Origin of the sequence: Kordia periserrulae (assembly GCF_003054265.1) — a bacterium.
Classification (GTDB): Bacteria; Bacteroidota; Bacteroidia; order Flavobacteriales; family Flavobacteriaceae; genus Kordia; species Kordia periserrulae.
Map to the genome: position 1 here is coordinate 651,090 of NZ_QBKT01000001.1, position 13,821 is coordinate 664,910.

Here is a 13,821-nt window from a genome sequence, read left to right on the forward strand (position 1 = left end):
ATATTTATTTTGTCAATTGATAAAACACTTCATTTGCCAATTCAATATTCAGTTCAGGTAAAAACACAAAATGCGGTCCTTCTAAGTGTGTTATCCCTAAAACACCATATTGACGATGATATAGTATCTTAGAATAATTATCTGACCTATACGTTGTAAAACCTTCTTTGTAAATCTGTTTATTCAAATATACTGGTGAATTTAAGGAAGTAAATTTATCAAAGATAAAAATTAAGTCTTTTGAGGATTTGTCATATAAAAATTCTAGGTCTTTTTTGTCATTTTTTAAATTCTTGTATGTATATTTTATAACAGAGTCATTCTCTTTGATTCCAAATTGGTATTCCATGATTGGCTTTGCAACATCCGTAAAATACACCGATACATATCTTTTTTTCATTATTAGAGTCTAGATGTTTTTTGGCGTCAGTACAACCAACAAGTGTCAAAAAGACCGTAATTATAGTGATGGTTTTTTTCAATTTCACAACGAAGTCTCCTCAACTTTTTTAAAGAAATTGATAATTGTCTGCACGGAATTCACATAAAAATCCAAGTGAATATTTTCAAAATCGTCTGTAGGTCTATGATAATCTTTGTGATCTTCTACGCCAAAATAAATGAAGGGAATGTTCGCCTTGTGAAATGCTGCATGATCACTAGCAGTTGTCCATTCTTCATGACCTATTTTTAAGATGACATTTCCATGAGCTTTGGTCGTTTCCACCAATGATTTGTAGCTTGGATAGTGTTGCGGTCCAACCGCATATAGTTCTTTCTTCTTGCTACGACTAATCATATCCATATTGATGTTTAGCTTAATTTGCTCTTTTTTGATGATTGGATTGTCTACGAAGTAATACGAACCAACCAATCCTTTTTCTTCCGCATCAAACGCTGCAAAAATGACAGAATATTTCGGCGGATACTTTTGAAAATATTCCGCAAAAGCGAACAAGGCACTCACTCCAGAAGCATCGTCGTCGGCGCCGTTGTAAATTTGACCATTTCGTATGCCGAGATGATCGTAGTGTGCTGAAATTACGATGTACGTATTAGGTTCTGTAGTTCCTTTTACGACTCCGAGAATGTTTTCTCCTTGTGCTATGTTAGAAGTTTCTGGCATCGGAAAAACTTGCTCAAACGTTTCTCCTAGCGGCTCAACATTTAATTGTTGAAATGCTTTTATGATGTATTCTTTTGCTTTTTTAGCACCTTCTGTTCCTGTTTCTCGTCCTTCAAATTCATTAGAAGATAACGCTGCAATGTGATAAATTAGGTTTGTTTTGGAAAAGTCGTAAGAGGTCTCTTCATTTAGATTATCTTTCTTTTTGTCCGTTTTACAACTTATAAAACACAACACACAAAGAAGGAACAGTTTTGATAGCTTCATGGTGATTTTTTGTTGAATATAAACAAAAAATCCCAAGCGTTGCTACTTGGGATTTTATATAATTTGTATTTGGCTCTTATCCTTTGAAAGATGCTTTTAAATACTCACGGTTCATACGTGCGATGTTTTCTAGTGAAATTCCTTTCGGACATTCCACTTCACAAGCTCCCGTATTGGTACAGTTACCAAAACCTTCCGCATCCATCTGATTGACCATATTCATTACACGGTCAGTCGCTTCTATTTGTCCTTGAGGCAACAATGCAAATTGTGATACTTTTGCCGAAACAAATAACATCGCGCTCGAGTTTTTACAACTTGCTACACACGCGCCACAACCGATACAGGTAGCAGCATCAAATGCGGCATCTGCATTGGCTTTTTCAATTGGAATGGCGTTTGCATCTTGCGTGTTTCCAGAAGTGTTTACCGAGATAAATCCACCTGCATGTTGAATACGATCAAAAGCACTTCTGTCTACAATTAAATCTTTAATTACAGGGAATGCTTTTGCTCTCCATGGCTCAATGTAAATAGTATCGCCATCTTTAAACTTACGCATGTGTAACTGACACGTTGTAATTAAACGGTCTGGTCCGTGCGCCTCTCCATTGATATATAACGAACAAGAACCGCAAATTCCTTCACGACAATCGTGGTCGAAAGAAACTGGCTCTTCTCCTTTTTCAATTAATTCTGTATTTAATACATCTAACATTTCAAGGAAAGACATATCTGGAGATACATTGCTGATTTGATAATCAACCATTTTCCCCTGTGCATTGGCGTTTTTTTGACGCCATATTTTTAATGTTAAATTCATAATTTTATGCTTTTGGCTATTAGCTTTTGGCTGTTAGCTAAATGCTAATGGCTAAAGGCTAAAAGCAATATTATTTATAACTTCTCTCTTTTACTTCTATGTTTTCGTATTGCAAGTCTTCTTTGTGCAATACAGCATCTTTTGGTTCGCCTTTGTATTCCCAAGCAGATACGAATTGGAATTCTTTACGACGCATGGCTTCACCATCTTCCGTTTGGTATTCCTCTCTAAAGTGTCCACCTGCCGATTCTTCACGAACCAATGCATCTTTTGCGAACAATTCTCCTAATTCTAAGAAGTCTGCTACACGACCTGCTTTTGCCAATTCTTCGTTGAATTCATTAGCATCGCCTGGTACACGAACATCTTTCCAGAATTCTTCACGTAATTGTGAAATTTCTTCGATGGCAGATTTTAAATCTTTTTCGTTACGCGCCATTCCACACTTATTCCACATAATTTTACCTAATTTTTTGTGGAAGTAGTCAACTGGTTTTGAACCGTTATTGTTGATTAAGTGGTCAATTTCTGAGCGTACTTTGTTTTCTGCTTCTTCAAATTCTTTGGAATCTGTTGAAATTGGTCCTGTACGAATATCGTGTGATAAGTAATCTCCAATGGTGTATGGTAAGACAAAATATCCATCTGCCAAACCTTGCATTAACGCAGAAGCTCCTAATCGGTTGGCTCCGTGATCAGAGAAGTTTGCTTCTCCAATAGCATATAATCCAGGAACGGTGGTTTGTAAGTTATAATCTACCCAAAGTCCACCCATCGTGTAATGTACCGCTGGATAAATCATCATTGGTGTTTCGTATGGATTCTCGTCAACGATTTTCTCATACATTTGGAATAAGTTTCCGTATTTCGTTTTTACAACTTCCTGTCCGAGTTTTTTCACTAAAGCCGCATCGTTTTCATTCAATCCTTTTACGTGTGCTTGCTCTTTTCCGTATCGCTCAATCGCAGAAGCAAAGTCTAAATATACTGCTTCTCCCGTTGCATTGACTCCGTAACCTGCATCACAACGTTCTTTTGCGGCACGCGATGCTACGTCACGCGGTACTAAGTTTCCGAAGGCTGGATAGCGACGCTCTAAGTAGTAGTCTCTATCTTCTTCTTTAATATCAGTAGGCTTCAACGTTTTGTTGCGAATTGCCTCTACATCTTTTTTGTGTTTTGGCACCCAAATACGACCATCATTACGTAACGATTCTGACATCAACGTCAATTTTGATTGATGATCTCCCGAAACTGGAATACAAGTTGGGTGAATTTGTGTGTAACATGGATTGGCAAAGTACGCTCCACGTTTGTGTGCTTTCCAAGCAGCCGTTACGTTACTTCCCATCGCATTGGTAGAAAGGAAAAATACGTTTCCATATCCACCAGTTCCTAATACGACTGCATGCGCAGAGTGACGCTCTATTTCTCCTGTCACCAAGTTACGTGTGATAATTCCTCTCGCTTTTCCATCAACTACAACGACATCTAACATTTCGTGGCGGTTGTACATTTTGATTTTCCCACGACCAATTTGACGATTCATCGCAGAATAAGCTCCTAAGAGTAATTGCTGTCCTGTTTGCCCTTTTGCATAAAAGGTACGAGATACCAATACGCCACCAAACGAACGGTTGTCTAGCAATCCACCGTAGTCACGTGCAAAAGGAACTCCTTGTGCTACACATTGGTCAATGATATTAGCAGATACTTCTGCCAAACGGTACACATTCGCTTCACGCGAACGGTAATCGCCTCCTTTTACCGTATCGTAGAACAATCGGTAGGTAGAGTCACCATCACCTTGATAGTTTTTTGCGGCGTTGATTCCTCCTTGTGCTGCAATAGAGTGCGCACGACGTGGAGAATCTTGAAAGCAAAATGCTTTTACATTATATCCTAATTCTGCTAAGGTTGCTGCCGCAGAACCTCCCGCGAGTCCTGTTCCCACAACAATAACGTCAATTAAACGTTTGTTTGCTGGGTTTACAAGATTGATTTCATTTTTATGTCTCGTCCACTTATCTGCTAGTGGTCCTTGAGGTATTTTTGAGTCTAAAGCCATAGTTATGATGCGTTTTTAGTGAGCGAAGTGGTGATATAATGCAATAAATACGAATCCTGCTGGAATTCCGATTGCATATACTTTTCCGAATCCTTTTAAGGCTCTTGTGTATTTGTTATTCGCTCCGATAGATTGGAATGCTGAACTGAAACCGTGCAATAAGTGCAGTGCTAAAAAGATAAAAGCTACTACGTAAATTCCGACGATTACTGGACTTTGAAAGTGCTCTACCAATTCTTCATAATAACGTGTAGCATCAACAGGTTGCGGGTTGATGTACTTTACCATCATTTCGTGCCACCAAATATTTGCCATGTGAACAACTAGAAAGCCTTCAATAATCAGACCTGTCCAAATCATGTTTCTACTCATCCAAGATGAATTTGCTGCGCCGTTATTTTTGGCATAGCTTATCTGTCGTGCTTTGCGATTTTTGATTTCGAGAACAATTCCCATCGTAAAGTGAAAAATAATTCCAATAATTAATATCGGCTGTAGTATAAATTGTACTGCCCAAAATGTTCCCATAAAGTGTGATGCTTCGTTAAAAGCGTTTTCACTGAATACAGAAAGAATATTAATTGCAAAGTGCTGTAGAAGAAATACCATTAGGAAGAGTGCTGAAAGTGCCATCGCAAACTTTCTTCCTATTGAAGAATTTAAAATTCCGCTCATTATAATTGTGATTAATTATTTGTTATACAAATATACGGCTCATGCAGAACGTCTACAAGTTTTCACACTTATTTTGAAGCCTATTTAGAATGAATTTAATTAGAAAAGCTTGGAACGAAACCTCGTGAGTGCTGTACGAATAGATTATTTATCAATAGTAACGGTAATTTTGACATTCACAAAGATTTCTATTCATGAAAAAGTATCACTATTTGTGGTTTAACACATCGTTCTATCAATTATTTACCAGTTTTTTTATGACAAATCTTTCAAACTAAGAAAGTTTACTTATTTTTAAAAAATCTTAGCTTGATTTCTTCTACGATGAATATTTATATTCTTTCCATTAGTTCCCGAATTTATTCTACGAATAGATTGTATCATGAAGCTGCCAAAAGAGGACATAATGTGCGCGTAATTGACCATACGAAATGTGCTGTTGTATTGGGAGAAGACACGAAACCGCAAATTTATTTCGGCGCCGAAAATATTACACACGGTGTACACGCTATTATTCCGCGAATTGGTACTTCGGTAACGCGACACGGCGCTGCGATTGTAAAACAGTTTGAAATGAACGGAGCGTTTACCACCGCAAAATCGCTCGGAATTATTCGCTCAAGAAATAAACTACGGACGATGCAAATTTTAGCTAGAAAACGCATTCCCATTCCAAAAACCTTGTTTGCGAAAGATACGTCTAATATTAAAGACCATATTGAATTGCTTGGCGGCGCACCAATTATCATCAAACTACAAGAAGGTACGCAAGGACTCGGCGTGATGATTGCCGATAGTAAGAAATCCGCAAAATCTATTATTGAATCGCTGTATAATATGAATGTGAATATCATCATGCAGGAATTTATTGAAGAAGCCAACGGACAAGATATTCGCGTGTATATTGTGGGCAATAAAATTGTGGCTGCCATGATGCGTAGTAGTGGTGAAGAAGATTTTAGAAGCAATGTACATCGCGGTGGTACAATGACCTCTGTTGAACTGACACAATACGAAAAAAAGATGGCAATTCATACCGCAAAAGTACTAGGCTTGCCTGTGTGCGGCGTGGATATTATTCGCTCCAAACGCGGTCCGTTAGTGATTGAAGCCAATTCGTCTGCTGGACTAGAAGGTATTGAAGCACATACCAAAGTGAATGTTGCGGGCGAAATTATTAAATATGTAGAAAAGAATGCTCGGAAATTCGGAAAATAAACCCATAACGATTTACGGAGAAACAGTAGTGCCTGGCGAAGCAAAATGGATTCAAATTCCTATTGACCGTTTGCCAACAGGAACGCTGATTGACATTCCCGTGTATGTGTACAACGCCAAAAAAGCGGGACCAACGATGTTGGTGCAAGGCGGTTTGCATGGCGATGAGATTAACGGTGTGGAAATTATCCGTAGAATGCTGTTTGAAAAATTATTTGAAGTGAAACGCGGTGCCGTGATTGTGTTGCCCTTGTTGAATATTTTCGGATTTATACATTTTTCACGACAAGTGCCTGACGGAAAAGATGTGAATCGCAGTTTTCCCGGTATTAAAAAAGGCTCGCTAGCTTCGCGAATTGCCTATCAAGTGACCAACGAAGTGTTGCCACAAGCTGATTTTGGTATTGATTTGCATACAGGTGGCGCGCAACGGAATAACCATCCGCAAGTACGTTTTACCGAAAACATGAGCGATAGTGAAACACTCGCCAAGGTGTTTAATGCGCCTTTTTATTTTGCGACTTCTTTGATTGAAAAATCATTTCGAAAAACGGCATACGACAAAAAGATTCCGATTATTGTGTATGAAGGTGGCGAAAGCATGCGTTTTGACGACTATGCCATTAAAGAAGGTATTCAGGGAATTTTAAACATCATGAAACACCTCAACATGATTGACAACATCGATCCAATGTTGATTGAACGCGAAAATACAACGCTACTTACCGAGCGTAAATGGCTTCGCGCTCCAACCGCTGGCATGTTTGTTCCGCAAGTTTTGAATGGAAGTTCTATTAAAAAAGGAGAAACACTCGGTTTTATCACCGATACGTTTGCCAATTACTGTGAGGAAATCAAAGCACCGTACGATGGTTTTGTATTTTGTATTAACAATCAGGCTGTGGTGAATTTAGGAGATGCGTTGTTTCATGTAGGTACCTCGGCGTAGCTCGGCAACCTAGTTAGATACGCTGACACTTTTAGAGCACTATCGCTGTTAGAATCTAGACCGCTTCACTTCGACAGGCTCAGTGTGAACGCTGCTGGATTTTAGACTTTTTTTACGCTTCGCTTGTTGGTATGCTGATTCCTGTTTGTCATTCCTGCGGAGGCAGGAATCTCAAACGTAACTTTAGTTTTTTTAAGTTGATTAGAAACGTCCTTGCGAGAAGCGTAGCGACGTGGCAATCTGTTTATTTATAACCCTGCATTTTCTTAGAAAAATCTCAAAACTTTCACATTGAGCGCTGTCGAAATGCAATTCTCAAATCTTTTTATACTACCAATCCAACAATTCGTTTTTTTCTTTTTCGGGATTGTTTTTTTCTAGTTTTTTGAGTTTTTCTAGTGCTTTATCATAGTTCAAATTATAATTATATTGTTGAGGGTTTCTATATGAAATTAAATCATTAAAAATGTCAAAGTATTCTGTTGAATTAATCCAATTAGTTTTGTCGTAATTAACTTTACAAATTAGCTTTCTACTAAATACTTCTGATTTTTTTAATTTATTAAAATCCGTAAAATCTTTTTTTAATAAATCAATATGCGTATTTTTCAATATATTAATTGTAGTACTAAATAATTTACTTTCTTTTAAGAATAAAATATAATCTGTATTTGGATAACCATCTATAATAAAGGCATATTGCCTATAATCAAAAAAATTAAACTTATTAATATTTAAGTTTTTTTTATTAAAAGATTTATTAAAAAATCTAATAAAAGTTTCTTCATTATATAAGTCTTCATAATCAACTGACAAAAACAAATAATCTCTTCCAAAATTACATTCTATTCTTCTCTTTATTATTTCCCTTTTTATGGAAAAACTTTTGTCATTAATCTCCACATAATTCTTAAACTTAGTCAAAAACCACTTCAATATAGTATGTTCAAATCCTTTTGTGTCTAATTCACAATATAATAATAGTATACTGTAAAAACGCTGATTTTCTTCGTCTTCAAATATTTTTCTTAAAATTGGAATTCTATTTTCTTTCGTATCAATTTGAATAAATTTAGCTGCAAAATAATCCTGTAGCGATTTATGTGCCCATTTAAAATTATTCCCTGCTTTTTTAAACAAGGGAACTGTATTCAATAAGTCTTTTAAATAATCACTATTCTTAAATTGCAATCCAGAAGTTTGTTTTTTTGCCTTTTTGATAAATTGAATGATGGTATTTTTATCATATTCAATTTTATTTGCCATAGATGAAAAATACGCAATCCCTCGTAGAACTTGTTGAAAATCATCTTTATGTAACTTACTGTATTTCTCTCGTTTTAAGTATCCTTCTTTCGATAAATCGTGTGCCTCAAATAACGCGTCATATACTTGCTCATAAAATTGGGTTTTCTTTAAGGGAATGTCCTTTTTATATTCATAAGACTTATGAAGAAGGGAAACTAAAAAAGGGTTTTCAAGATATTCTTCCAAGGATTCATCACTATCTTTCAATTCATTAATTAAGTTATCTGCTATTTTATGATAACTCTGTTTATCATACTTTTTTAACAACTCATAAGCTTCTTTTTTTTCTAATGGATTCACATGAAATTTTTGAAAATCTCCAAAGGAAGCCAAAGATTCTTCAGGTCGTGAAGTAATTAAAAAATAGTTATCTCCCGCTTTTTCTATAAAGCTATGCAATTCTCTAATGGTAAACTCTCTATCCGCCAACGCTATTTCATCATACCCATCAAATAGAAATATGAAATTTCCTTCATTAATTAACTTTAAAATAACATCTTGATTGATTTTTTTTCCAATCGAAGACATTTGGTTTTGTATTTCTTTTAAAATACTATTCTTTTCCTTTATTCGACTTAATTCAATAAGTACAGGAATTCCTACCTTTTGTTCAATGATAGATAGAAATAGTTTTTTAATAATCGTAGATTTTCCCATTCCTGCCGTATCTTCAATGATAACTTTTTTATGTAAAGGCAACAACTCTCCTGGATACCGGTCTATTTTGATATCTTTTTTTTCTACTTTTTCTCCTTCATATCTCTTCAAATAACTCACAGTCAAAGGCTGATAAAAATCTTCCAGTTTAGTTGGACTGTTTGTTAATACCAAAGTATCGATTGTTTCAAATTTAGTATAGCGCCTTTTAAGATATTCATGTAATTGTTTTTCCACACTTTCTTCATCCGTATTTCTTATTTGAAATTTTTTGAAGATTGACTGTATTTTGGGTAGAGCTATATCTTTGACTACAGGTAAGATTAAGTTTTTAAGTATTGATTCTCCGAATTCGCTCATATTTAAATTCATTTTCTATAACTCTAAAGTTAAGACAAAGATGACAACTACACAATAAGTTTTCCGTAAGAAAAACTTAGCTTCTTATGGGAAGTTGAATCACACTTCGGTTGCACTCAATGTAAAAGTTCAGCTTGACGCAGATTTCATTTTTTTAATGCGTTGAAAAATCTCAACATTCAGTACTCAATACTAACATCTCTTTAACCACCAACCCAATTTTGAGGTTCCACAATATCTTTTTGCGGTTGTTTGATATCTTTTTGAGGTTCCGTAAAGGGTTTTACCCCTAAAAGAAATGGTTCGAAGAGGTTATTTTGGGGATAAAAGCGGTTATTGAACCCCAAATAATAGGTTCTGAACCACTTCGAAGAGGTTGTACAACCACTTTTATGCTATGTTTTACTGCAAATAAAGAATAAGGAATTGCTTTTTGTGTTTGCCCAACCGCTTTTAGTATCCAATCTATGGATTAAAATGATTGTCAAAGCAGCATTGAATACTAAAACTGACAGATTACTTCGTCAAACTTCCTCGTAAAGACGTTTCAAAAAAGTCTAACAAGTCTAAAGCGAAGCATCTATGAAAATTTGCTGTAAAGCAAAATTGAGTCTAATAAATCTCAATACCAAAACCTAATACATAACAACCTAACTCTTATGCGTACTCACAATCCGTGTCATTTTCCAAGTTCCGTTGTCGTTTTTCCAGATGGTGACAAACTTGCTTGGAATGGATTTCGCATTGGGTTCTTGGTTGTTGAAGAATTTGTGTTCTCCCATTTGTACGGCGCCGTAGCCTTGAATTGGGTAGACTTCTACACTTTCGTTTACAAGCGTACGCGTGACTTTTCCGCAGATGTTATTTTTTATAGCTTCTATGATTTGTGATTTGGAGGTTGCCAATCCGCCTTTGTCGTGGAAAAATTCGATGTCTTCTGAAATAAGTTGACGTTGCGTTTCCAAATCGCAGGTATTGTATGCGTCAAAGAAGCGTTTATCTAAGTCGAGAATGGTTTCGTATAATTGTTTGTCTACAGGAATGTATGTTTCTTTTTTGACAACAGTTCGTTCTGACCTAGTTCGAACAGAAATACAAGAAGTTGCAAAAATGGTAATAAATAATACAGCGAGTAATTTGGTTTTCATGCTAATAAATTGAAATGAATATATTCCAAAGAGCACAAGACTTGACATTTGTTACACTTTCACCCTACTCTTGAGTAGAAATATTTTTACGCAAGAGCACAAAATAAGCGCACTTGCGTAAAAATATTTCTATTCAAGTGCGCTTAAAATATCTGTTTGAGCACATTTAGCAGTACTAATAAACTACTAAACTTATAAACTCTTAAACTTAAAAAAGCTACTCAATCACCAACTCCGTAGCATCCGTTCCTCCATTTCCAGAAACTTCAATGCTATATGTGCCTTTTGGCAAATAGTATGCGCCATTTTTCTTTTTTGGAATAGACGCTTCTTCGTCTTTTTTCAAGTATTGTTTACGTGCTTTTTCCGTAACGCTCAAATCGTAATTCCATGTATTGAAACCTGCATCTGCTTTGATAGATGCTTCATGCATCACAACGCCGTTTTTGGCAATCACTTTTACCGTTACATCGCCTGCATTTTTGGTGTGAAAATAGATTTCTTTAGAAGGCACATTGGCATCCAACCATTTGCTCCACGTAGTTCCCCAAGACGAACGCGCTTTGATACTTTCCGTTTTAAATACATGAAAAGGTTTGCTTGCTATTGTTGCATCTGCTTGTTGCAATACCGCAATGTTGGCTTTGTAAATAGAACGTCCGTGCGTTCCTAACAGCAAGTCTTTTGCTTGTTTTTGTACCACAATGTCATGAACCGCCACGTTTGGCAATCCGTTGTGGAATGGTTGCCAAGTGTTGCCCATATCTAACGAAGCATACGCGCCATTATCGGTTCCTACATACAATACATTTTCGTTTTCAGGATCTTCTTTAATAACATTTACAGGCGAAGCTGGAATTCCACTCGCTATACTTTTCCATGTTTGTCCGTAATCGTCAGACATATAGATATAACTAGTAAAATCGTCCCAACGATAGCCGTTTAATGTCACATAAACACGTTCTTTTTTGTGGGATGAAGCAATCACACGCGACACCCATAAATCCTGCGGAAAGCTGTTGGAAATCTTTTGCCAGTCGCCACCGCCGTTTTTGGTAACATGTACCAATCCGTCGTCGCTTCCTACATAGATTAATCCAAATTGAAATGGCGATTCAGAAATGCTTGTTAAGGTTCCATACGCAACATTTCCTTTTTTACCGCCTTTGGTTAAATCGCCCGAAATCGCTTCCCAATCATCACCTTGATTCAATGATCTGTGCAATTTGTTTCCGCCTAAATATAAAATATCTTGATTGTGAACCGATAGATGAATTGGCGTTTGCCAGTTAAATCGATAAGGCGATTCGCCCAATTCGTGCTTTGGCTGAATGTATTGTCGTCTGCCTGTTTCACGGTTGATTCGGAAGTAATTTCCAAACTGATATCCTGTGTATACAATATTTGGATTGCGTTTATCAACTTGCACTTGCATTCCGTCGCCGCCCATAATTCGTTCATACGGATATTGTCCTTCTTCATGCCACTTTACAGAGGCTTTGTAACTATTTGGCCCAACCCAAACACCGTTATCTTGCAGTCCGCCATACACTTTATACGGTGTTTGTTCGTCTGCAAAAATTGCGTAAAACTGTCCAACCGCTGGCGTATTGCATTTAATCCAGTTGTCGCCGTTGTTGTATGAAATATTCACGCCACCATCATTTCCGTTGATTAAATGATTTGGATTGTTCGGATTTACCCAAAGTGCGTGATGATCTACGTGTACATTTTCTCCGTTGATCGATTCAAAGGTTTCTCCACCATCTTGCGAGCGTAAAATTGGCACACCTGCAATATAAATTTGATTTGGATTTTTTGGGCTTACGCGAATCATTCCGAAGTAATATCCATAGGAATATACAACATCATCTAAGTAATCGTCATGTGTTTTTTTCCAGCTTTTTCCGCCGTTGGTCGTTTTAAACACTTGCGCGCCAATCACAGGCGTATCAAATAATAATGAATTGGCATCTTCTAGGTATTTTGCTAAATCTTCTGGTTTGATGGTTCCTGTTCTTACCAATTGCTTTACATTTTCTGCTCTATATTTTTCTTGAAAACCATTCGTTTTTAAGTACGTATTGAGTTCTTTATCACCTAAATTTAAAAACGTAGCCGACGACATGGTTTTAAAATCGTCTTTAGTCAATGCTTTGGAATCACTTTTCTTTTCTGCTTTCTTTTCACGTCTAAATTGACTATCGTGAAATGCATATACCGTTTCGTCATCGTACACTGCCAATCCGATACGTCCAACGCCATCACCTTCTGGAAAACCTGATTTTTCACTTACTTTTTTCCACGTGTTTCCTGCATCGATACTTTTATAGATAGCTGAATTGACACCATTCCCCACAAAATTCCACGCTTTACGGTCGCGTTCCCATGAAGATGCGTATTGCACGTTGAAGTTATTCGGAGAAACCGCCAAGTCTACAATTCCAGTATCGTTATTGATAAATAAGGTTTTATTCCACGTTTTTCCGCCATCGGTAGTTTTGAAGATTCCGCGTTCTGCATTTGGCGAATATAAATGTCCAAGCGCCGCCACAACAACCTCATCAGCATTGTTTGGATTGATAACGATACGACTGATATGATGCGAATCGAGCAATCCCATGTTTTGCCAGTTTTTCCCGCCATCGGTACTTTTGAGAATTCCGATTCCGGCATACGACGAACGTGAAGAGTTGTTTTCGCCCGTTCCTACCCAAATCGTTTTGGAGTTCCAATCGACCGCAATATCACCAATGTTTTGCGTTGGCGAATTGTCCAATACTGGTTCAAACGTAGTTCCGTTGTTGTTGGTGTACCACAATCCGCCCGAAGCATAGGCAACGTAGAATTCGGTTGTGTTGTTTGGATTCACGTCCAAATCAACCACACGTCCGCTCATAATTGTGGGACCGATGTTGGTAAATTCGATATTTTTTACGGTGGAGTTTTGGGTGAGTTTTGCTTTTTCTTTTAAAGCTTCTTGCACTTTTTCTGCTGACGTCGGATTGCTTTGCGCAACGCTAACCGTTACAATAAAAAGCGATAGGATACATGATAAAATATTAGGTTTCATGGATGGTTTGATTTAGTTTTGAAAATTACGCAATGTTGCAAACTCATCAAAATTTTAAGGCTTTTTTTAACAAGAGTTGTCAATTTTTCAATGTTTATAACTTTCCATTTTGAATCTTTCAGTCGACGTAAGCATTACGAGTATTTTTA

10 protein-coding genes are annotated in these 13,821 nt (G+C 36.8%); 2 read left to right on the forward strand and 8 right to left on the reverse strand.

Annotated elements, in window-relative coordinates:
* Positions 1-4: 4 nt before the first annotated feature.
* The 5 genes from C8N46_RS02885 to C8N46_RS02905 form a co-directional block, all read right to left on the reverse strand.
* On the reverse strand, positions 5-400 hold the full coding sequence (locus C8N46_RS02885; protein ID WP_108113335.1) for a hypothetical protein: 396 nt from the start codon (positions 398-400) through the stop codon (positions 5-7).
* A gap of 84 nt (positions 401-484) precedes the next feature.
* Positions 485-1,393 carry a M28 family peptidase gene (locus C8N46_RS02890; protein WP_245896704.1) on the reverse strand — a complete coding sequence of 303 codons (909 nt, stop codon included), beginning with the start codon at positions 1,391-1,393 and terminating at the stop codon, positions 485-487.
* A gap of 76 nt (positions 1,394-1,469) precedes the next feature.
* On the reverse strand, positions 1,470-2,216 hold the full coding sequence (locus C8N46_RS02895) for a succinate dehydrogenase/fumarate reductase iron-sulfur subunit (protein WP_108113337.1): 747 nt from the start codon (positions 2,214-2,216) through the stop codon (positions 1,470-1,472).
* 70 nt (positions 2,217-2,286) lie between these two features.
* Complete coding sequence (locus C8N46_RS02900; protein ID WP_108113338.1) at positions 2,287-4,284, reverse strand: fumarate reductase/succinate dehydrogenase flavoprotein subunit; 1,998 nt, start codon at positions 4,282-4,284, stop codon at positions 2,287-2,289.
* A gap of 15 nt (positions 4,285-4,299) precedes the next feature.
* On the reverse strand, positions 4,300-4,959 hold the full coding sequence (locus C8N46_RS02905) for a succinate dehydrogenase cytochrome b subunit (RefSeq protein ID WP_108113339.1): 660 nt from the start codon (positions 4,957-4,959) through the stop codon (positions 4,300-4,302).
* 309 nt (positions 4,960-5,268) lie between these two features.
* Between C8N46_RS02905 and C8N46_RS02910 the strand changes: the two genes are divergently transcribed.
* Both C8N46_RS02910 and C8N46_RS02915 read left to right on the forward strand, forming a co-directional pair.
* Positions 5,269-6,177, forward strand: coding sequence for a RimK family alpha-L-glutamate ligase (locus C8N46_RS02910; RefSeq protein WP_317046663.1), 909 nt, complete (start codon positions 5,269-5,271; stop codon positions 6,175-6,177).
* Entirely contained in the window at positions 6,155-7,126 is a 972-nt protein-coding gene (locus C8N46_RS02915; RefSeq protein ID WP_108113341.1) for a succinylglutamate desuccinylase/aspartoacylase family protein, read from the forward strand. Before C8N46_RS02910 ends, C8N46_RS02915 begins: the two co-directional genes overlap by 23 nt.
* 330 nt (positions 7,127-7,456) lie before the next feature.
* On the opposite strand, the gene C8N46_RS02920 is transcribed toward C8N46_RS02915, so the two are convergent.
* The 3 genes from C8N46_RS02920 to C8N46_RS02930 form a co-directional block, all read right to left on the reverse strand.
* Complete coding sequence (locus tag C8N46_RS02920) at positions 7,457-9,451, reverse strand: NACHT domain-containing protein (RefSeq protein WP_158269065.1); 1,995 nt, start codon at positions 9,449-9,451, stop codon at positions 7,457-7,459.
* Positions 9,452-10,101: 650 nt separating this feature from the next.
* The gene (locus tag C8N46_RS02925) at positions 10,102-10,599 is read right to left on the reverse strand and encodes a nuclear transport factor 2 family protein (RefSeq protein WP_108113343.1); all 498 of its coding nucleotides are present in this window, start codon (positions 10,597-10,599) and stop codon (positions 10,102-10,104) included.
* Positions 10,600-10,816: 217 nt separating this feature from the next.
* On the reverse strand, positions 10,817-13,672 hold the full coding sequence (locus tag C8N46_RS02930; protein ID WP_108113344.1) for a VPS10 domain-containing protein: 2,856 nt from the start codon (positions 13,670-13,672) through the stop codon (positions 10,817-10,819).
* Positions 13,673-13,821 lie beyond the last annotated feature (149 nt).